This is a genomic window from Pseudoalteromonas sp. MQS005 (genome assembly GCF_001661605.1).
Classification (GTDB): domain Bacteria; phylum Pseudomonadota; class Gammaproteobacteria; order Enterobacterales; family Alteromonadaceae; genus Pseudoalteromonas; species Pseudoalteromonas tetraodonis.
Genome location: NZ_LYRQ01000023.1, coordinates 15,578 through 36,907 on the forward strand (window position 1 = coordinate 15,578; position 21,330 = coordinate 36,907).

At 40.1% G+C, this 21,330-nt stretch carries 17 protein-coding genes; 9 read left to right on the forward strand and 8 right to left on the reverse strand.

Going from position 1 to position 21,330, the window contains the following annotated elements; translation table 11 throughout:
* Positions 1–365 precede the first annotated feature (365 nt).
* Both A9479_RS09790 and mnmE read right to left on the reverse strand, forming a co-directional pair.
* Positions 366–815: a flavodoxin domain-containing protein gene (locus A9479_RS09790; protein WP_024601476.1), complete on the reverse strand. Its 450-nt coding sequence runs from the start codon at positions 813–815 to the stop codon at positions 366–368.
* A 961-nt stretch (positions 816–1,776) separates the two neighbouring features.
* Positions 1,777–3,141, reverse strand: coding sequence for a tRNA uridine-5-carboxymethylaminomethyl(34) synthesis GTPase MnmE (gene mnmE / locus A9479_RS09795; protein WP_013466273.1), 1,365 nt, complete (start codon positions 3,139–3,141; stop codon positions 1,777–1,779).
* Between the two features lie 205 nt (positions 3,142–3,346).
* Here mnmE and A9479_RS09800 point away from each other — a divergent pair, with 205 nt between their 5' ends.
* Entirely contained in the window at positions 3,347–5,476 is a 2,130-nt protein-coding gene (locus A9479_RS09800) for a TonB-dependent siderophore receptor (protein WP_064663321.1), read from the forward strand.
* A 9-nt stretch (positions 5,477–5,485) separates the two neighbouring features.
* Positions 5,486–6,694 (forward strand): PepSY domain-containing protein, encoded by a 1,209-nt coding sequence (locus A9479_RS09805; protein ID WP_064663322.1) that lies wholly within the window; start codon positions 5,486–5,488, stop codon positions 6,692–6,694.
* A 54-nt stretch (positions 6,695–6,748) separates the two neighbouring features.
* Here the strand turns inward: A9479_RS09805 and yidC are convergent, their stop codons facing one another.
* From yidC to rpmH, 4 genes are all read right to left on the reverse strand, one after another.
* Positions 6,749–8,383, reverse strand: coding sequence for a membrane protein insertase YidC (gene yidC / locus A9479_RS09810; protein WP_013466276.1), 1,635 nt, complete (start codon positions 8,381–8,383; stop codon positions 6,749–6,751).
* Between the two features lie 8 nt (positions 8,384–8,391).
* Positions 8,392–8,667, reverse strand: a complete 276-nt coding sequence (gene yidD, locus A9479_RS09815; protein WP_008467044.1) for a membrane protein insertion efficiency factor YidD — start codon at positions 8,665–8,667, stop codon at positions 8,392–8,394.
* Between the two features lie 126 nt (positions 8,668–8,793).
* Complete coding sequence (rnpA, locus tag A9479_RS09820; RefSeq protein WP_008467046.1) at positions 8,794–9,219, reverse strand: ribonuclease P protein component; 426 nt, start codon at positions 9,217–9,219, stop codon at positions 8,794–8,796.
* Between the two features lie 7 nt (positions 9,220–9,226).
* Complete coding sequence (rpmH, locus tag A9479_RS09825) at positions 9,227–9,361, reverse strand: 50S ribosomal protein L34 (protein WP_008112968.1); 135 nt, start codon at positions 9,359–9,361, stop codon at positions 9,227–9,229.
* 506 nt (positions 9,362–9,867) lie between these two features.
* Here rpmH and dnaA point away from each other — a divergent pair.
* The 7 genes from dnaA to A9479_RS09860 all read left to right on the forward strand — a co-directional run bounded on the left by dnaA (position 9,868) and on the right by A9479_RS09860 (position 19,570).
* Complete coding sequence (gene dnaA / locus A9479_RS09830; RefSeq protein WP_008467048.1) at positions 9,868–11,256, forward strand: chromosomal replication initiator protein DnaA; 1,389 nt, start codon at positions 9,868–9,870, stop codon at positions 11,254–11,256.
* A 13-nt stretch (positions 11,257–11,269) separates the two neighbouring features.
* Complete coding sequence (gene dnaN, locus A9479_RS09835; RefSeq protein WP_064663323.1) at positions 11,270–12,373, forward strand: DNA polymerase III subunit beta; 1,104 nt, start codon at positions 11,270–11,272, stop codon at positions 12,371–12,373.
* Positions 12,374–12,388: 15 nt separating this feature from the next.
* Entirely contained in the window at positions 12,389–13,483 is a 1,095-nt protein-coding gene (gene recF / locus A9479_RS09840; RefSeq protein ID WP_028834900.1) for a DNA replication/repair protein RecF, read from the forward strand.
* 12 nt (positions 13,484–13,495) lie between these two features.
* Positions 13,496–15,922, forward strand: a complete 2,427-nt coding sequence (gyrB, locus tag A9479_RS09845) for a DNA topoisomerase (ATP-hydrolyzing) subunit B (protein WP_013463644.1) — start codon at positions 13,496–13,498, stop codon at positions 15,920–15,922.
* A 141-nt stretch (positions 15,923–16,063) separates the two neighbouring features.
* Positions 16,064–16,966 (forward strand): glycine--tRNA ligase subunit alpha, encoded by a 903-nt coding sequence (gene glyQ / locus A9479_RS09850; RefSeq protein WP_013463645.1) that lies wholly within the window; start codon positions 16,064–16,066, stop codon positions 16,964–16,966.
* Between the two features lie 2 nt (positions 16,967–16,968).
* Positions 16,969–19,038, forward strand: coding sequence for a glycine--tRNA ligase subunit beta (glyS, locus tag A9479_RS09855; protein ID WP_064663324.1), 2,070 nt, complete (start codon positions 16,969–16,971; stop codon positions 19,036–19,038).
* A gap of 79 nt (positions 19,039–19,117) precedes the next feature.
* Positions 19,118–19,570: a hypothetical protein gene (locus A9479_RS09860; RefSeq protein ID WP_024601485.1), complete on the forward strand. Its 453-nt coding sequence runs from the start codon at positions 19,118–19,120 to the stop codon at positions 19,568–19,570.
* A gap of 99 nt (positions 19,571–19,669) precedes the next feature.
* On the opposite strand, the gene tusA is transcribed toward A9479_RS09860, so the two are convergent.
* Positions 19,670–19,909, reverse strand: coding sequence for a sulfurtransferase TusA (gene tusA / locus A9479_RS09865; protein ID WP_064663325.1), 240 nt, complete (start codon positions 19,907–19,909; stop codon positions 19,670–19,672).
* A gap of 249 nt (positions 19,910–20,158) precedes the next feature.
* Entirely contained in the window at positions 20,159–21,328 is a 1,170-nt protein-coding gene (fadA, locus tag A9479_RS09870) for an acetyl-CoA C-acyltransferase FadA (protein ID WP_013463651.1), read from the reverse strand.
* Between the last annotated feature and the right edge of the window lie 2 nt (positions 21,329–21,330).

The following is a 21,330-nucleotide window of genomic DNA, read 5'->3' on the forward strand; positions in this document are numbered from 1 at the left end:
TAGCAGAAGATAAATGATTAAACAGTGCTCAAGATCTAAGTAAGTGATCTCTAATAATATAAAGGATCTTTTAAAGAGATCTTTTAATACTATTACTACTACTGATCAGCTTTTCTGTTGATAAGCTTTAGATCATGATTAAAAACATATAATTAGATCGGATCTAAAGGTGTTAATATGATCGGATCTTCAGGCAAATAAGCTCTGATCAAAACAGGCTGTTATGCACAGGTCGATCAAGCCTCGATCTTATCCCATGGATAAGCATGGTTAAAAAAGCAGTTTAATCAGTGTTTATCCACAAAATCTGTTAAATTATTAGTAAATTGTGGGTAACTTTATTTATAACTTTTTACTTGATCTTTCTATTTTAGACCTGTTTTTGCTATCCACGAGTCTAACCAAGCTAAGGCCGTATCTTCTGGAAGTGCTTCATCAAGAATATTCAGTTCTAACCGCGGTGCTAACTGTATCGCGCCTTTTTGGCTTAAAAGCGTATCTATATTACGCCCTGCAAGGTTATACGTGTCATAACTGGTATCACCTAAAGCAATGACCGTGTACTTTAAGTGCGATAAATCATCAACTTGAGATAACTCATCAACAAAGTTAATAAGGTTTTCTGGGTAATCACCCGCACCATAGGTTGATGTACAAATTAACCAAATGGTATTTTGCTGATCTATTTCACTAAATTCAGGTTGATCATGTAGTTGGGTATTAATACCTTGGCTATTAAGCGCATCGCTTAGTTGCTCGGCAACGTATTCTGCGGATCCCATTTGACTACCAACGATAAGATTTACTGAACTCATGAATATTTGTGATCACTATTAGTTTTAATTGCCGCCTATGATAGCCCAGTGAGTATAACAGTAAAGTTAAGAGTGCCATTTTGTATAACTATTTTTGTACTTATTTAAGCCTTCACTTAAATGTACTGCTTAACTACTTGATAATTAAAGGTTTAACAAAATATCTTTAAATGTAATCTTCTGATCAAGTTGTTGATAAGGTTGGGGAAAGCTCTGCTTAACTATCAATTAAAGTTGCAGTTTTATTGCTAAGTCATTGATTTTATATTTAGTATTTGCCACCAGCGATTGAAAATAAACGTATAGATGCTTGTTGATCTTAATGTGGATATAAAGCTTGTTGATAACCTTAAATTGGGATCGAAAATAATTTTAAAAAATGATCTATTTAGTCAGATCAGGCTAAATAACCATTATTATTTTTTATAAACAGCCCTTTTTTAATTAAATACAGCTTATTTCCCCATTTTAAAGACGTTTAATTTATCTCTGAGGCAAAAAAACACGCAATTGTGGATAACTGATCTGCAAAAAAATAAATTTGAGTGATCTAAAGTGAATATTTAACTGAATTTTGCTGGTGGTGTAGACGAACAAAACGTATTTTTTAGTTACGTTTTGTTTTTATGACTTGATCATTCCCCCTATTCAAACATGGATAACCAATGCTATAGCTTCAGTTTTAGAGTGTTTAATAAGCATAACTACAGCTATTTTGTTCTATAAATGAAAACGTTCTAGCCGCTATTAGCTGTGATTATTAGCGTTGTTACTTTTTTTATGTACATTATTAAAGGCGAATTGAGGCTGATATAAGTGCAGCTTAAACTGTATTTGTAGTCTGTTTGGTTTTTAAAGTGGATTATTAAAGCACAGCTAGGTGAGTTGTTATTGTAAGATTGGGCATTAAAAAGGGCGCCTAAGCACCCTTAATAAATTATATCGTTACTTATTAATTCGACTATTTACCGATACAGAACGAGCTAAATATTTTGCCAAGTAGATCATCTGAGGTAAATTCACCAGTTATTTCGTTAAGATACTGCTGCGTTAAACGCAGTTCTTCAGCCAAAATTTCACCGGCCACATGCATTTCTAATTGTGTTTTACCGGTATCTAAGTGGTAGGCTGCATGCTCAAGGGCATCTAAGTGACGACGACGCGCCATAAAGCCACCCTCTGTGGCCCCATCAAAACCAATACAGGCTTTTAAGTGCTCACGCACTAGTTCTATGCCGTCAGCATTCTTAGCGCTTAAACTGATGACCGGATATTGTTGCTCTTGATCCATACCGACTACATCACCTGATAAATCGGCTTTGTTTCTGATCACGGTCACGCCCATACCTTGGGGTAACTTAGCCATAAATTCTGGCCAAATAGCATGAGGGTCGGTATCGGCTGTATCTGTACCATCAAGCATAAATAACACGCGATCGGCTTGGTTTATTTCATCCCATGCACGCTCAATACCTATTTGTTCAACGCGATCTGGGCTTTCACGCAGGCCTGCGGTGTCGATTATATGTAGTGGCATACCATCTATATGTATGTGCTCACGAAGTACATCGCGGGTGGTGCCGGCTATTTCAGTTACGATTGCCGCTTCTCGTCCTGCTAATGCATTAAGTAAGCTTGATTTACCTGCATTAGGACGACCTGCAATAACGACACGCATACCTTCGCGCATTATGCTACCTTGTTTGGCTTGATTGGTAACCGCATTAAGTTGCTCAATAATGGCATTCAAATCACCGCCGACTTTTCCGTCTGATAAAAAATCGATTTCTTCATCAGGAAAATCAATAGCCGCTTCTACATACATACGTAAGTGAATGACTTTTTCTACTAAGGTTTCTATGTGCTTAGAGAATTGGCCTTGAAGTGACTGTAGGGCGCTTTTAGCCGCTTGCTCACTGGTTGCATTAATTAAATCTGCAATAGCTTCAGCTTGAGTTAAATCAAGCTTGTCGTTCATGAACGCACGCTCAGAGAATTCACCAGGCTTTGCTAAACGTACACCGTCTATTTTACTTATTTCTTTAAGTAGCATATCAAGGACAACAGGGCCACCATGGCCTTGAAGTTCGAGTACGTCTTCACCGGTAAATGAGTGTGGGCCGGCAAAGTAAATTGCAATACCTTGGTCAAGCTGATCCCCTGCAAGGTTATTAAAAGGCACGTAGTCGGCAAAGCGAACTTTAGGTATTTTGCCTACTATTTTCTCAGCGACTTGCTTTGCTAGGCTGCCTGAAACACGAATAATACCAACCCCACCACGTCCTGGTGCGGTTGCTTGTGCTGCGATAGTGTCTTGATTAATCATGCGTTTGAAATTGCCAATATGAAAGTGAATGCTGGTTTGTATTGTAACCTATGGCTTTATTTCATGCGAATAGCTGTATGTAAAAATGCGTCAGCAGATACATTTTAAGCATTTCATTATTTAGTTTTAATTAATAATCAGTTATTGAAAATGATAACTATATTCATTAGCATATGCGTATTATTTTTCTACGTACTTAAACTTTATGCGCTATTCTCCAGTTTTATTGGCTGTTCTAGTCAGTTTTTCAGGTTCTTCACTAGCTGAAAATCAAAATATTGAAAATGAAATAGAAACTATTGATGTTGTTGGCCGTGCTTTTTCTTTATACAGACCAACAGAATCCAGTTTTGGGACTCGCACAAATACCCCAATTGAGAAAATCCCGCAGTCCATTCAAATTCTTCCCCAAGCGTTAATTAACGATCAGGCTGCACGTCAAATTACCGATTTATATAGCAATATTGCAGGGGTTAACGCATTTAGTTATTCCGGGGTGACGTTTCGTGGTTTTCGCCAAGATGAGATCTTATACGATGGTGTAAAAGGCGACCCATTTAATGGTTTTGCTGTCCCACAGTTATTTAATATTGAACAAGTTGCCGTATTAAAAGGCCCTGCGGGCGCTATTTATGGCAGCGGAAACCCTGGCGGCATTATTAATTATGTAACTAAAAAGCCAAAGTTTACCGATGAGCACAGCATTGAAGTTGAAGTAGGCAATGATGACTTTTTCAGTGGGGCAATACAAAGTACTGGTACGCTAAGTGAATCGCTCGATAACCATGCTTACCGTGTTGGTTTATATCGTGATTCAGAAAATCCCTTTCGTACTAATACCAGTAGCGATAACACCATTGTTGATCTTGGTTATACTTGGTTAATTAATAGTGCGACAGAGCTGACTACGCAATACACTTTTATTGAGCAAGAGTTAGGTGGTGCACGTTTACGCGGTGTACCCGCTGATGATAATGGCCAATTTATTACAGATATTAGCTGGAATCATAATGAAGCGACTGACTTTCAAAATGTTGAAGCTCATGTTTATCAAGCTACTTTAAAGCACGATATTAATGATATTTGGCGAACGGATATTACGGCTCGTTATTTCGATAATAAAGAAGTGCAAAACTATCATGAACCGAAAGGACTCGATGATACAGATGGCGATGGTGTGCTTGATTGGAGTGATCGAGAGTTTCGTGATCAAGTTCGTGAGAATGAAGGTTTTAGTTTAACGGCTAATGCGGTTGCGGAGTTTGTATTGGCTGATATGCAACATCAAGTATTACTGGGTAGTGATTGGTATGAGCATAGCTTTGAAAGTGTTTATCGTACGGCAAAGCAACAGAGTCAAGGTGGGCCTGTACCCGGGCTTGATCTTTACAACCCTGAGTATGGTCTTACAGCGGCTGATGATTATAATTTAGATAGCATTACACCACGGTTAGGTCGAACGAATAGCACTCGTTTTGGTGCTTATGTTCAAGATCAGCTCGATATTACGACTAATTGGAGTATCACCGCAGGGTTAAGATATGATCGCTTTGAAGATAAAGACGAGTTAAATCAAACTGAGTTTTCAGATAGTGATGTGACTTATCGTGTGGGTACAACTTACAACATTAACGATACTTTCTACCCCTATGCTTTATACGGTACGGGCTTTGTTCCACAAAGTGCAAGTGATCAAGAAACGGCAAAGGGTGGGCCATTTTCTCCAGAAACAAGCCGTATCAATGAAGTTGGTTTAAAAAGTAAACTGCTTGATGATAGCTTGGCAGTTAATTTGGCTGCTTACAATATTGTTCGTGAAAATATCCTCCAAGCAAGCTTATTAGGTGATGTGGCTGGCGATGGTGTTGACGACCTAGTGGCTGTAGGTGAAGTAGAAAGTAAAGGATTTGAAATTGAAGTGGTTGGTGATATTACCGAGCGATGGGTTGTGACCGCTAACTATGCCTATAATGATACCCGTATCACTAAAGCGAATGAAAGCATTCGTAATCAAATCCCTGATAGTGATAAGTTTGCTAATGCCCCACAAAATACAGTGGGCATTTGGACACGCTACGAGCTTCCTCGCTTATCTTCCTCTATTTCTGCCGGTTTAGACTATGTTGACGAACAGCTAAGCTTAGGTGGTCAACAAGTTAAGCCTTACACTATTTATAATATGGCATGGCAAACCACAGTAGATAATTGGCAGTGGCAATTGTCGGTTAAAAATTTGTTTGATAAAGAATATGCTAGTAGTGGCTTTATTGAACGTACAGGGCACTTCCCAGGTGAACCTCGCCGTATTTATCTTAGTGCTAAATATAGCTTTTAAAGGTGGCGTGTGAACGCTAAACAATGGTTTAATCTGCATTCATGGGCAGGGCTCTTTGTTGGTGTCCTGCTTTTTGTTGTTTGTTTATCTGGTACACTTGCGACGCTAAGTCATGAAATTGAATACCTGACAGACAGTAAGTATCGTGCGTTAACGTCCTCTTCAATCACCAACTATCAAGCCATTGAAAATACCCTCAACAAGCATTATTCAGGTGCACAAGTGTTGTATCTTCAGCGCCATAAGCAAGAGTACTTGGCTTTGGAAGTTGCGCTAAAAATAGATGACGCATTTCGGTTTATTTATTTAGATGCAGCCACAGGGCATGTGTTAGGTGAGGGGGAATGGGCACGTGCTTCACGGTTTTTACGTAACTGGCACATGTATTTATCCATGGGCTGGATAGGTAAGCTAATTGTTACAAGCTTAAGTATTTTATTGGTTATTCTGCTGGTTTCGAGTTTTTATGTGTATCGTCGCTGGTGGCAGGGCTTTTTTAAAAAGCCTGCCCAGCTAGTTTTAGATAAACGTAATGGCTGGTCTAATTGGCATAAGTTTCTTGGGTTATGGAGTATGTGGTTTATGGCTATCATAGCCATAACAGGTCTGTGGTACCTTATTGAACATGGTTTGCAAACAGCGAAAATAAAGCATTATATTGCACCACCAGTCGCTGTTAGTGAATTTAAAAAACAAATACCCACTGTTAATGCAACACCAATAAGCTTAACTCAGGCTTATAACGCTGCGCAGCAGGCATTTCCGACGCTTGATATTCGCTATATACGTTATGGTAATAAAAAGAATCAACCTATTGAAGTACGTGGCTATAACGATGATATTTTACTTCGTTTACGCGCCAATCGTGTGTATTTACAGCCAACGACAGGTACAGTATTAGCAGTACAAAAAGGAGAGGATTTACCGCTTATTCCTCGTATTAAAGATACTGCGGATCCTTTGCATTTTGGTAACTTTGCAGGCCTCGGCACTAAACTTATTTGGGCGCTATTCGGCGGTTTTATGAGTTTTGTTAGTGCTGCTGGCATATATATGAGTTGGCTCAGAGTAAAGCGTAAAAAAACTGTTTTTGAGTGGTTAGGCATATCAGGTTACGTGGCGATAGGTTTAGCTATTTTCTCTCTGACAATAACGGGTGTGAGCTTTAGTGAGCGCAGTGTACCAAAGTCGCTTTATTCGCCTATTCTTAGTGAGTAAATTTCAGATATTAAAAAAGGCGACCTAGGTCGCCTTTTTTGTAGGTAAGGGGAGTTAGCCCCTTACTTTAATACCTTTCTTTTCCATGCCACGGTAGATGATTAACATCTGGACAATAGAGATAAGGTTAGACACTAACCAGTAAAGTACTAAACCAGATGGGAACCATAAGAAGAACACAGAGAAGATAACCGGCATAAAGGTCATCATTTTTTGCTGCATTGGATCGGTAACCGTCATAGGTTGTAGTTTTTGCGTTATAAACATACTCGCACCAAATAAGATTGGTAATACGTAGTATGGGTCTTTCGCAGAAAGGTCAGTTAGCCAAAGTACAAATTCAGCGTGACGAAGTTCTGTAGACTCTAAGAATACATAGAACAAGGCTAAGAAGATTGGCATTTGTAGTAAAATAGGGAAACAGCCACCCATAGGGTTTACTTTTTCTTTACGGTACATTTCCATGGTCGCTTGGCCGAATTTTTGACGATCATCGCCATACTTTTCTTTTAGCGCTTTCATCTTAGGCTGTAATGCACGCATTTTAGCCATTGAGGTGTATTGTGCTTTAGTCAGTGGGTACATTAATGATTTAACGATAATAGTGATGGCTATAATTGCTACACCCCAGTTACCTAAAATGCTGTGTAACCATTTTAATAGTACAAATAACGGCTGAGAGATAAACCATAACCAACCGTAATCAACGGTTAAGTCTAGGTCAGTGTGAATCGCTTCAAGTTTATCTGACTCTTTAGGGCCCATGTAATAAGTTGCAGTAAGTACTTGCTCACTACCAGCTTGAACATTTACCGCTTCGTCTTTAACACCAATAATAGCCGCATTACTTTTAGTAATTAAACTATAAAGTGTATTCGCTTGATCTTGCATTGGTACCCAAGCACTTACAAAGTAATGCTGAATAAATGCAACGTAACCACCTTGGGTATTAATGTTTAGGTTTTTATCGGCCATATCTGAAAAACTATACTTTTCGTATGGTTCCTCATCTGTACCGTATGCAGCCCCTAAATAGTTTTGATCAACCATGCTGCCTTTTTCTTGTACGGTACGCTTTATTTGTGTGTAAAGCTGAACTTGTACAGGCGCGCTGGTGGTGTTGTTAACTTTATATTCTAAGCCAACATCATACTGACCCTTTTTGAATACATAAGTCTTAGTAAAGCTTACACCGTTGCTGTCGGTAAATTGCAGTGGAACGCGAAGCTCATCACCTGTTAAGGTGTAAGAGGTTTGCTCTGATTGGTAAGTAGGACGACCATTTGCAGATGCATCTGGGCCATTTAAACCTATTAAACCACTTTGTGAAAAGTATTGTTTACCATCAAACTCACCAAGTAGCATGTAAGGAACATCACTGCCTTTGGTTTCTTTATAATTAATTAAGTCTGTTTCAACAATGTCACCGCCTTTGGTGTCAATTTTAACTTTGAACACGTCAGTTGTAATATCAATGACTGAGCGTTTAGCTAAAGTAGTTGAAGCAGGTAAACCAGAGTCTGATGAAGCTGGAACATAATCATCTGATTCCGGTGAGTTTGCTTTTAGTGTTTGTGTAGTGGCACTAGGATCGGCTTTTGGCGTGTTGTAGTCATTATTCCATTCTTGAAATAATAAAAACGACACTAGCATTAGGCCGATGAATAAAAACGTGCGTTGCGATTCCATAACAGCTCTTATTTCTCGTGTTGGTGGTTAATACGGGTTAATTTTTCAGGAACGGGGTCGTCTCCACCTGAATGTAAAGGATGGCATTTTAATATGCGTTTAACTGCGAGCCAACTGCCTTTTACTGCACCATGCAAATTAATTGCTTGAATAGCGTAGCTAGAACAGGTTGGATTAAAACGACAATGCGGACCCAATAGCGGGCTAATCCACTTTTGATAACCGCGGATAAATAAAACTAAACAACGTGTTGGTAACGCAGCAAGTGGTTTAAGTAACCTCATGTTGTACATGCCCCTACGTTATGTTTAGTGAATAGATACCATGTATTTAAAGACTTACTTTAAGATTTTAAACGCATGATTAAAAGGTGAGCTAAAGATACCTTAATTAACCCTGTAATTCTATTGCTATTGAGTTTGTTTAGTCGATTTAGCTGATTTGTTTGGGCGTTTTTTAAATGGTGGCGGTTTAGGGGCACCGGGTTTGCAGCGTTCATTAATTTTACGCCACAACTTTGTTAGTTGTTTGGTTAATTCTTCATTGGACTGTTCATCAATGCCACTTTTTACCATCAACACAATATCTATATTATCGAGAGTATGTTGGTTTAAACGAAAACTTTCGCGAGCAAGACGTTTAATACGGTTTCGTTGACATGCCTTTTTTACACGTTTTTTAGCAACAGTAAGGCCTAACCTAGGTTTTGACTGGTCACTTGGTTTTGCTAATAAAGTAAAGAAAGGAGTTGCAGCCCGAGCGGGTTCATTAAATATGCGAGAGTAATGCGAGGGAGTTAACAGACGTAACTCCCTGCCAAAGCTAAAGTCTTCCACTTATAAATTAAGCAGAAAGAACTTTGCGGCCTTTAGCACGGCGACGAGCTAATACTTTACGGCCATTTACAGTTGCCATACGAGCACGGAAACCGTGTGTACGTTTGCGTTTTAAAACGCTAGGTTGAAAAGTTCTTTTCATAACAATCCCATCCGATCGGTTAAAGTTAAAACATCCTATGCAGGTCGCGATCCTGGCACAGGTGCCATTGCGAGCGCGAGATATTATAGATGAAGTGACGAAAAGTCAATCATAATAGAGCGCGTAAAGCATGTTTATTTATGATCAATTTTCATGATCCGATAGGATCATCATAAATAAGAAGTTTTCCACAGCCCCTGTATAAAAAGTGAATAAAAGCATGGGAAAAGTAAATTAGATCATAAATTATAGTCGCGATCTGCTGCCAGTTTTGTTATGATCTCTAATCAGGCTTTAAAATAAAAAGCTATTTAAATCAGTCTGTTATTATATTTATACATCGATATCAACAATTTTATAAAAATCAATCTTTTACTTGTGGATAAAGTGCATTCATAATAGTCGGTCTTGGGCTGCTTATTGAGCCATTTAAACGCAATACAGGTGTGATTTTTGAATCATTATTGATGTGCGGGAATAAAAATTATATCTCTGGGAGTTTTACTGTGTATCTGTCGGTTTGGCAAAGTTGTTTATATGTATTGCAAGATGAATTGCCTTCGCAGCAATTTAGTATGTGGGTCAGACCACTTCAAGCAGAAAGTACCGAAGATACCTTGACGATTTATGCGCCTAATCGTTTTGTACTTGATTGGGTAAGAGAAAAATACCTAAATAGAATAAATGAGTTACTGGTTGAAATTTGTGGTGTAGAAGCCCCTGAATTACGCTTTGATGTAGGCAGCAAGCCGCTATTAAATGCACAAGCTGCGCCGGTAGTTGAAACACAATCAGCACCAAGTACGCAAGCAACGGCAAAACAACAACCACGAGAACAAAAACCAGTTGTTGAGCCCGCTCCTAAATCGGGTTATAAATCAAACATTAAAGAAAACTATACCTTTGACAGTTTTGTTGAGGGTAAATCTAACCAATTAGCAAAAGCGGCTGCCACTCAGGTAGCAGATAATCCTGGCTCTGCATTTAATCCTGTTTTTATTTACGGTGGTACGGGCTTAGGTAAAACGCATTTATTACATGCGGTAGGCAACGGTATTATGGCCAATAAGCCAGATGCTAAAATTGTCTACATGCATTCAGAACGCTTTGTGCAAGACATGGTTAAAGCACTGCAAAATAATGCGATCGAAGAGTTTAAGCGTTATTACCGCAGTGTTGATGCACTCATGATTGATGACATTCAATTTTTTGCTAATAAAGAACGTTCACAAGAAGAGTTCTTTCATACCTTTAATGCATTATTAGAAGGTAACCAGCAAATTATTTTAACCTCTGACCGTTATCCTAAAGAGATAGAAGGGGTTGAAGATCGCCTTAAATCTCGTTTTGGTTGGGGATTAACTATCGCGATTGAGCCGCCAGAGCTAGAAACACGCGTTGCCATTTTGATGAAAAAAGCCCAGCAAAGTAAAATTAATTTACCGCATGAAGTGGCATTTTTTATCGCTAAAAAATTACGTTCAAACGTACGTGAACTTGAAGGGGCTTTAAACCGTGTAATTGCTAATGCAAACTTTACCGGCCGCCCAATTTCTATCGACTTTGTAAAAGAAGCACTGCGTGATTTACTCGCACTGCAAGATAAGCTAGTCACCATAGACAATATTCAACGTACGGTAGCAGAATACTATAGAATACGTGTGTCTGATTTACTGTCTAAGCGCCGCAGTCGCTCTATAGCAAGGCCTCGCCAAGTTGCCATGGCATTATCTAAAGAACTCACTAATCACAGCTTACCTGAGATTGGGGATGCCTTTGGTGGGCGTGACCATACAACAGTACTGCACGCGTGTCGCAAAGTTAAATCATTACGTGACGAAAGCCACGAGATTAAAGAAGATTACCAAAATTTAATAAGAACATTGTCATCTTAGGGCTGACTTTATTATGCAAATAACAATATCAAGAGAACAATTTTTAAAACCATTGGTGCAAGTATCGGGTGCCATAGAGCGTAAGCATACGTTACCTATTTTATCTAACGTATTACTCGTGGTAGAAAATGGCCAGCTTTCAATGACAGGGACCGACCTTGAAATTGAATTAGTGGCGAGCGTGTTTGTAGGTGATGATATTGCCGATACCAAGCTCACATTACCGGCTAAAAAATTACTCGATATTTGTAAAAGTTTACCGGATGGTTCTGATCTTACTTTAAGCTTGCAAGACCATCAGTTACTTTTAACCAGTGGTAAAAGTCGTTTTTCATTGACCACATTAGCGGCTGAAGATTTTCCTAATTTAGAGCAGTGGGATGGTGAAGTTGAATTTCAACTAACGCGTTTAGAGTTGCGTAAATTACTTGAAAGCACGCACTTTTCAATGGCAAACCAAGATGTGCGTTATTACTTAAACGGCATGTCGTTTGAAGTTGATAACAGCGATATAAAAACAGTCGCCACTGATGGGCACCGTTTAGCGATTGCACAAAAGCAACTAGGTCAGTCATTAAATACACAGCGCCAATTAATTATACCGCGCAAAGGCGTGCAAGAAATTATGCGCCTAATGGTGGCCGACCAAGAGTTAGTGACTATTCAGTTTGGTGCTAACCACATCCGTATTATTGATATTGAGTTTACGTTTACGAGTAAATTAGTTGATGGCCGTTTCCCTGATTACCGCCGTGTTTTACCACGCGGTGGTGATAAAGTTATTACAGCAAACAGAGAATGGTTACGTAATGCATTTCAACGCGTATCGATTTTATCGAACGAAAAGTTTCGTGGTGTACGTTTAAACTTATCAAACGGTTTATTAAAAATTACGGCCAACAATCCAGAGCAAGAACAAGCTGAAGAAGTGGTTGAAGTAATGTACGAGGGCGATGATCTAGAAATTGGGTTTAATGTGTCTTACGTGCTTGATGTATTAAATACATTAAAAACTGAAGATGTGTTATTTACACTTGCCGATTCAAATAGCAGTGCACTAATAGAAGGTGCAGGCGATGAAGAAGCGATGTACGTCGTTATGCCTATGCGTTTATAAGATTATAAATACATAATGAGCTTAAGTCATTTGAGCCTCAAATATTTTCGTAATATTGAGGCGCTGACGCTAGAACCAGTTAATGGCGTTAATATAATTTATGGTGAAAACGGCAGCGGAAAAACCAGCCTTTTAGAGGCTATATATTACCTTTCTCACGGCAAATCTTTTCGAACTTCTAAACATAAAAGTATTATTGCACACCAGCAAGATCAGTTTGTTATTCATGGCCGCAAAGCGTTATACGATTTATCTATCCCTATTGGTATTAGTAAAACCCAAGCGGGTGAAACCAATTTAAAAATCCAGGGTAAGGCGAGTCGGAAAGTATCTGAACTTGCCCAGTTAATGCCGGTACAAATAATAACACCAGAAAGCTACTCACTATTTTTTGGCGGTCCTAAGGAGCGCAGAAAGTTTTTAGACTTAGGTTTGTTCCACGTGGAACATGAGTTTTTTTTCTTATGGCAATCGTTTAATAAAGTGCTTAAACAACGCAACGCCTTATTAAAATCTAAGCCTAAGAATTATTTTGACCAAATCAAGTTTTGGGACAAAGAATTTGTTAGACTGGCAGAACAAATAAATAAATTAAGAATCGCGTATATAACTAGGTTTAAGCAGCAATTTTTTGATAAAATGTGTGCAGAATTAACGCTAATACGCGATTTAGAAATTAGCTTCAATGCGGGCTGGAAAGAGAGTGAATCTCTTTGTGATGCGTTAGAGCAAAGTTTTGAGCGAGATGCTCGCCAAGGCTTTACAAGTAAAGGCCCTCATAAGGCTGATTTTAGTTTTAGTGTCGCTGGCAGCAGTGTTGAGAATGTATTCTCACGCGGGCAATTAAAGTTATTGTTGTATGCGTTAAAAGTAACGCAAAATAGCTTAATTGAGTCAGAGACAGATAAGCAATCTATATTGCTAATAGATGATCTACCTTCAGAACTAAGCGAAGATACAAAAGAGAAAGTGGGCCAGTTATTGACTCACTGTAGTTCTCAAATATTTATTTCTTCAATTTTATCTGAAAGTATTTCTGCTGTGGTGGAACCCATGCAACGAGAACTAAAAATGTTCCACGTGAAACATGGCAACCTAATAACAAGATAAGTGGGATTAACCATGTCTGAGAATTATGATTCGTCGAGTATTAAAGTACTTAAAGGATTAGATGCAGTAAGAAAGCGTCCTGGTATGTATATAGGGGACACCGATGATGGTACGGGCTTACACCACATGGTGTTTGAGGTCGTTGATAACTCTATCGATGAGGCCTTAGCGGGTCACTGTGATGATATTTATGTCACTATTCACTTAGACGGTTCGGTATCTGTAAGAGATAACGGCCGTGGTATTCCTACTTCTATACATGAAGAAGAAGGTGTATCTGCAGCTGAAGTAATTATGACGGTGCTACACGCCGGTGGTAAGTTTGATGATAACTCTTATAAAGTATCAGGTGGCTTACACGGTGTTGGTGTATCGGTAGTAAATGCATTATCAGAAAAATTAAAACTAACCATTCGTCGTGAAGGTAAACTTCATGAGCAGTTTTACACTATGGGTGTACCTGATGCACCACTAGCTGTAATTGGTGATTCTGAAACAAATGGTACTGAAATTCGTTTTTGGCCAAGTGGCGAAACGTTCACTAACCTTGATTTTCATTACGATATTTTAGCAAAGCGTTTACGCGAGCTGTCGTTTTTGAATTCAGGTGTAAGTATCATATTAAGCGATGAGCGCGAAGAAAATAAAAGCGACCACTTTAAGTACGAAGGCGGTATCAGAGCATTCGTTGAATACCTAAACCGCAATAAAACACCAGTGCATAAAGGGGTATTCCATTTTACTCACGAACGTGAAGAAGATGGTATTAGTGTAGAAGTATCAATGCAGTGGAATGATGCATTCCAAGAAAACATTTACTGTTTCACAAATAATATTCCTCAACGTGATGGTGGTACTCACTTAGCTGGTTTTAGATCGGCGCTAACGCGTACGCTCAATAACTACATGGAAAAAGAAGGCTTTAACAAAAAAGCTAAAACAACCAGTAATGCAACGGGCGATGATGCGCGTGAAGGCTTAACTGCAGTTGTGAGTGTTAAAGTACCTGATCCAAAGTTCTCATCACAAACAAAAGACAAGCTAGTTTCTAGCGAAGTTAAGTCGGCAGTTGAGCAAGCAATGGCTGAAAAATTCACTGAGTTTTTATTGGAAAACCCATTGGATGCAAAAATTGTTGTTGGCAAAATTATTGATGCAGCACGCGCCCGTGAAGCAGCGCGTAAAGCGCGTGAAATGACACGTCGTAAAGGCGCTATGGACTTAGCTGGTTTACCAGGTAAATTAGCTGATTGCCAAGAAAAAGATCCAGCCCAATCTGAACTATACATAGTGGAGGGTGACTCAGCTGGCGGTTCAGCCAAGCAGGGTCGTAACCGTAAGAATCAAGCGATTCTTCCGCTTAAAGGTAAAATCTTAAACGTAGAAAAAGCACGTTTTGATAAAATGCTTTCTTCACAAGAAGTGGCAACGCTAATTACTGCATTAGGTTGTGGTATTGGCCGTGACGAATATAACCCAGAAAAACTACGTTACCACCGTATCATCATCATGACCGATGCCGACGTGGATGGCTCTCACATTCGTACCTTGCTACTAACGTTCTTCTACCGTCAAATGCCGGAAATTGTTGAACGTGGTTACATTTATATTGCTCAGCCACCTCTTTATAAAGTGAAAAAAGGTAAGCAAGAGCGTTATATTAAAGATGACCCTGCATTAGTTGATTACCTTACATCTTTAGCGCTAAGTAATGCTGCTCTTTACACGAGTGATAGTGCAGAAGCGGTTGATGGTGAAGCGTTAGAAGCAATCGTTCATGATTACCAAAACACGGTTAAAGTGATCGAGCGCTTAAAGCGTAAGTATCCAAACACAGTGATGAACCGTTTGATTTACCAAAGCGAGCTGAAAAAAGAAGACCTTTCAGACGAGGCTAAGGTAATTGCTTGGACCAAAGAGCTTGTTGATGACTTAGTTGCGCGTGATGAAGATGCAACTATTTTCCACGCAGGTACTGAGCACGATACGGAGCGTAATTTATATTACCCTGTTGTGAATATTCGTCAGCATGGTGTGGATAAAGCGCATGTACTTCATTATGACTTTATTACTTCAAGAGATTACCAACGTATTGCTGTAACAGGTAAAAATATTGCTAATATCATCACTGAGGGTGCTTACATCCAACGCGGTGAAAAAACAAAACCTGTTGATAACTTTGTGGATGCATTGGAATGGTTGATCGCAGAATCTAAGCGTGGGATCTATATTCAACGCTATAAAGGACTAGGTGAAATGAACCCAAATCAACTTTGGGAAACCACCATGGATCCAAGCGCACGCCGTATGTTGCAAGTGACGATTGAAGATGCTGTTGCAGCGGATCAATTATTTGCTACGTTAATGGGCGATCAAGTTGAGCCTCGTCGTGAGTTCATAGAAACGAATGCACTGCGTGTGGTTAACTTAGACGTATAATTAAATTATGCTAATCACAAAAAAGGAGCCTAGGCTCCTTTTTTATTTTCTCAATTGCACAAACTGCTTAAAACCTGAGTGTGCACAAGGTATACTGAGGGTAATTTTCACGCTACTTCTCAGATAGTAAAAAGCCAAAATATGCAAAAATATGACGTTAAAACCTTTCAAGGTTTGATCCTGGCTTTACAGGATTATTGGGCACAGCAAGGCTGTGTCATTATTCAACCACTTGACATGGAAGTGGGCGCAGGGACATTTCACCCGCAAACATTTTTAAAATCAATTGGCCCAGAGCCTATGTCGAGCGCTTACGTTCAACCGTGTCGTCGACCTACCGATGGTCGTTACGGTGAGAATCCAAACCGCTTACAACATTACTACCAATTCCAAGTGGTGTTAAAGCCATCTCCAGATAATATCCAAGAGCTTTATTTAGGCTCTTTAGCGGCGATGGGTATTGATACCCTCACTCATGAAGTGCGCTTTGTAGAAGATAACTGGGAATCACCAACGTTGGGTGCATGGGGACTGGGCTGGGAAATTTGGTTAAACGGCATGGAGGTAACCCAGTTTACCTACTTCCAGCAGGTGGGCGGATTAGAATGCTCACCGGTCACAGGTGAAATTACCTACGGCCTAGAGCGTTTAGCAATGTATATTCAAGGCGTAGATAGCATTTACGACTTAGTATGGGCAGACGGTCCATTAGGGCGCGTAACCTACGGTGATGTATTCCATCAAAACGAAGTAGAGCAGTCTACTTATAATTTTGAACATGCAAACGTAGAAGACTTATTTGCACAGTTTGATAAGTGCGAAGCAGAAAGCCAAAAGTTAATTGAAGCAAACTTACCATTACCTGCCTACGAGCAAGTAATGAAAGCATCGCACGCATTTAACTTATTAGACGCACGTCATGCTATTTCGGTGACCGAGCGTCAACGTTACATTTTACGCGTTCGTGCATTATCAAAAGCGTGTGCACAAAGTTATTACGATGCACGTGAAGCGCTTGGTTTCCCGCTGTGTAAGGATAAGTAAGCATGTCAGCAGAAAATTTATTAGTAGAAATTGGCACCGAAGAATTGCCACCAAAATCACTTCGTAAATTAGCCGAAGCCTTTGCTGCAAACTTAACAGCAGAACTTGAAAGCTTAGAACTTGCTCACCAAGGTGTGAGCTGGTATGCATCGCCTCGTCGTTTAGGTTTACAAGTAAAAGCGCTAGACGCTAAACAACAAGACAAAGAAGTTGAAAAACGCGGCCCTGCAACTAAAGCGGCATTTGACGCTGAGGGCAACCCAACCAAAGCAGCCATGGGTTGGGCTCGTGGTTGTGGAATTGAAGTAAAAGATGCGCAAACACTCGAAACCGATAAAGGCGCATGGTTATTGCATATTGCTAAAGTAGCAGGGCAAGAAACCAAATTACTAATGGCTGATGCAATTAGTAAAGCGCTTGCTAAATTACCTATTCCAAAACCAATGCGTTGGGGCGCGAATAAAACACAATTTATTCGCCCTGTGCATACAGTCACTATTTTACTGGGTAATGAGCTAATAGAAGGTGAGATACTGGGTAAGCAAGTGAGCAATCAACTGCAAGGCCATCGTTTTCATCATCCAGAAAAAATTAGCATTAACCATGCTGATGATGTGTTTGACGTACTTAAATCAGCTTACGTGATAGCTGACTACGAGCAGCGTAAAGCACAAATTCGTGCGCAAATAGAAGATGCAGCAAAAGCAGTTAATGCCGTAGTTGCTATGGATGAAGATTTACTTGAAGAAGTTACTTCATTGGTTGAATGGCCAGTAACGCTAACAGCTACATTTGAAGAAGCATTTTTAGATGTGCCAGCCGAAGCGCTTATTTACACCATGAAAGACGATCAAAAATACTTTCCGTTATTAGATCAAAACGGCAAACTTTTAAATAAGTTTTTGTTTGTTTCTAACATCGAAAGTAAAGATCCAAGTGTGGTTATTTCTGGTAACGAAAAAGTAGTGCGCCCGCGTTTAGCTGATGCGCAGTTCTTCTTTGAAACAGATAAAAAGAAAACACTTGAAAGCCGACTTGAGTCGCTAGACAGCGTTTTATTCCAAAAGCAGTTGGGCACACTTAAAGATAAGTCACAGCGTATCAGTGAACTTGCCGGTTACATTGCAGAGCAACTAGGTGCAGATAAAGCACTAGCAGCGCGTGCTGGCTTATTAAGTAAAACCGATTTAATGACCGAAATGGTGATGGAATTTACCGACGTACAAGGTGTAATGGGAATGCATTACGCACGTCATGACGGTGAAGCTGAAGATGTCGCTGTTGCGCAAAACGAGCAGTACATGCCACGCTTTGCTGGCGATAACTTACCAACGAGTTTGATCAGCTGTGCAGTGGCTATTGCAGATAAGTTTGACACGCTGGTGGGTATTTTTGGTATAGGCCAAGCACCAAAAGGTGATAAAGACCCATTTGCACTTCGTCGTGCGGCCATTGGTGCATTACGTATCATGGTAGAAAAGCAGCTACCACTTGATATTTTAGACCTGGTTGCTAAATCACAAACCTTGTTTGGTGAAAAGCTGACTAACCTAAATGTATCAACCGATGTATTCGAATTTATGCTAGGGCGTTTCCGTGCTTGGTATCAAGATGAAGGCATTGAGGTAGATGTAATTCAAGCGGTACTTGCGCGCCGTCCAACGAAGCCTGTTGATTTTGACCGCCGAGTTAAAGCCGTTAGCCATTTCCGTACGTTAGACGCCGCAGAATCGCTTGCAGCCGCTAATAAGCGTGTAAGTAATATTCTTGCTAAAAACAATATTACAACGCAAGGTGATGTTGATCAGAGCTTACTAAGTGACGACGCAGAAAAAGTACTGGCTTCTCAAGTTGCAAAATTTGCTACCGACTTAGCGCCACTATACAGCGATGGAAACTACCAAGAGGCATTAAGCCAATTAGCTGGTATTCGTGACAGTGTTGATAACTTTTTTGACAATGTCATGGTAATGGCCGACGATGAAGCGGTTAAGCAAAACCGCCTTGCGCTTTTAAGTCAGTTAAGTGGGTTATTTTTAGAAATTGCAGATATTTCTGTATTACAAAAATAACAGCCAATAGCTATTTAAAAAGCCAGCATTATGCTGGCTTTTTAGTGTTTTATTTATATTAGTTAATAGAGGATTCACCATGAAGCTCCCAATGAAACGCATTTTCACGTTAGCCTTAGTGGGCCTATTGAGTGCCTGTACCAGCCAAATTTCAATTAACGACGTGTTGCCGCAGCAAGAATTGGATCGCAGTATTTATTTAAGAGGGGACTTCACATTATGGGATGCCGAACCACAATATCAATTTAAACAAGTTGGGCCTGCGCTTTACCAAGCCCAAGTTAGGTTTTCGACCCCAGGCAAAGTGTACGAATTTAAAATAGCGGATGCGGATTTTAGTGAAGGTTTTAACTGTGGCTACAGCGATTCACAGCCATCAGGGCAAAGCCTAACACTCGGCCAATCAACACGCGCCGACTGTAATACCATTTATAATTACTTTAGCTACACACCAGCGATTAAAGGCTCCTACATAGTCAGCATTGATTTTAGTGACTACGATGAGCCGCAAGTGACGATAACGAAGAAGTAAAAGCTGTAAGTTAAAAGCTGTCAGTCGTTAGTTTAAAGATAAAATAAAAAACCGTGCTTGATTTAACAAACACGGTTTTTTTATTTTGAGCTGATAGCTTTACAATCCTTTCTTCACCACATATCTATATGGTGACTCTGCAACTTCTTTAGCCACTAGCGTGTGATCCATGAACGTACAAAAGCTGGGGATGTCGCGGGTGGTTGAAGGGTCGTCGGCAATAATAAGCAGTGTTTCGCCGTCGCTCATTTTGCGAATTGCAGCGCGTATCATCATCACAGGTTCTGGGCAGCGAAGGCCGATAGCATCTAATTGGTGATCGGGGTTATCAAAGCTCATAAAAATTACCTGTAAAAATAGTCGTGGCTTGGTTAGGTCGGGTAGTTTAGCGCAAATAAAGCTGTTGGTTAACTATTTTACGTATAACAAAACAGCTCAACTTATTAATAGATAATCTGAAATAAATTTAATGCACCCGATCACATTATTCATTTTAAACCTGCAAAAGCTGGTGGCATAAAAAAGGCGAACTAACTTGCGCTAGTTCGCCTTTTAATCACCAAGCTGGTTTTACATGTTAAAAACTAATTAGTCTTGAACACGTTCAAATACAGTAGCAATACCTTGGCCTAAACCAATACACATAGTCGCTAAACCGTATTTTGCGTTTTTGTCTTCCATTAAGTGAATAAGTGAGGTGCTAATACGCGAACCCGAACAACCCAGCGGGTGACCCAGTGCGATAGCGCCGCCATTTAAATTCACTTTTTCGTCAACCACATCCGCTAAACCTAAGTCTTTAAGTACGGGTAATGATTGTGCTGCGAATGCTTCGTTAAGTTCAGCAACATCGATGTCATCAATAGTAATACCAGCTTGTGCTAATGCTTTTTTACTTGCTGGTACTGGGCCGTAACCCATGATTGATGGATCGCAACCGGCAACGGCCATCGCGCGAATATATGCACGAATTGGTAAGCCAAGTTCTTTTGCTTTTTCTTCGCTCATCACTAACATAGCTGATGCGCCATCAGAAAGTGCTGAAGACGTACCCGCTGTAACAGAACCCGTAGCAGGGTTGAATACTGGGCGAAGTTGCGATAAGCCTTCAACGGTTGTTTCAGGACGAATTACTTCATCATCTTCAACAAGGATAAGTGAACCGTCAGCATCGTGACCTTCCATTGCTAAAATTTCGCGGCGGAAACGCCCTTCAACTGTTGCAGCATGTGCACGTTGATGCGAGCGGTAAGCAAACTCATCTTGTTGCTCACGGCTAATACCGTGAATAGTAGCAAGGTACTCAGCAGTTAAACCCATAGAGCCAGAAGCTTGTGCAATTGATGTTGCTAAGCCAGGGTGAAAGTCGTTACCGTGAGTCATAGGTACGTGGCCCATGTGTTCAACACCACCAATTAGGTAAGTATCGCCAGCGCCAGTCATAATAGCGCGAGCAGCGTCATGCAATGCTTGCATTGATGAGCCACATAAACGGTTAACTGTAGTTGCTGGCACTGAATGTGGAATGCCTGCAAGTAGAGATGCGTTACGAGCAACGTTAAAACCTTGCTCTAAAGTTTGCTGTACACAACCCCAATAAATATCGTCAATTGACGCAGGGTCAACTGCTGGATTACGTTCTAATAAGCCTTTCATTAAATGAGCGCTTAAGTCTTCCGCACGTTTGTTTTTAAATACGCCGCCTTTTGAGCGACCCATTGGTGTGCGGATACAATCTACAATTACTGGATTATTCATGA

Coding starts and splice junctions, on each gene's coding strand:
- A9479_RS09790 (WP_024601476.1), bottom strand. CDS start 815: ATGAGTTCAGTAAATCTTATCGTTGGTAGTCAAATGGGATCCGCAGAA.
- mnmE (WP_013466273.1), bottom strand. CDS start 3,141: ATGATTAATCAAGACACTATCGCAGCACAAGCAACCGCACCAGGACGT.
- A9479_RS09800 (WP_064663321.1), top strand. CDS start 3,347: ATGCGCTATTCTCCAGTTTTATTGGCTGTTCTAGTCAGTTTTTCAGGT.
- yidC (WP_013466276.1), bottom strand. CDS start 8,383: ATGGAATCGCAACGCACGTTTTTATTCATCGGCCTAATGCTAGTGTCG.
- yidD (WP_008467044.1), bottom strand. CDS start 8,667: ATGAGGTTACTTAAACCACTTGCTGCGTTACCAACACGTTGTTTAGTT.
- rpmH (WP_008112968.1), bottom strand. CDS start 9,361: ATGAAAAGAACTTTTCAACCTAGCGTTTTAAAACGCAAACGTACACAC.
- dnaN (WP_064663323.1), top strand. CDS start 11,270: ATGCAAATAACAATATCAAGAGAACAATTTTTAAAACCATTGGTGCAA.
- recF (WP_028834900.1), top strand. CDS start 12,389: ATGAGCTTAAGTCATTTGAGCCTCAAATATTTTCGTAATATTGAGGCG.
- gyrB (WP_013463644.1), top strand. CDS start 13,496: ATGTCTGAGAATTATGATTCGTCGAGTATTAAAGTACTTAAAGGATTA.
- glyQ (WP_013463645.1), top strand. CDS start 16,064: ATGCAAAAATATGACGTTAAAACCTTTCAAGGTTTGATCCTGGCTTTA.
- glyS (WP_064663324.1), top strand. CDS start 16,969: ATGTCAGCAGAAAATTTATTAGTAGAAATTGGCACCGAAGAATTGCCA.
- A9479_RS09860 (WP_024601485.1), top strand. CDS start 19,118: ATGAAGCTCCCAATGAAACGCATTTTCACGTTAGCCTTAGTGGGCCTA.
- tusA (WP_064663325.1), bottom strand. CDS start 19,909: ATGAGCTTTGATAACCCCGATCACCAATTAGATGCTATCGGCCTTCGC.
- fadA (WP_013463651.1), bottom strand. CDS start 21,328: ATGAATAATCCAGTAATTGTAGATTGTATCCGCACACCAATGGGTCGC.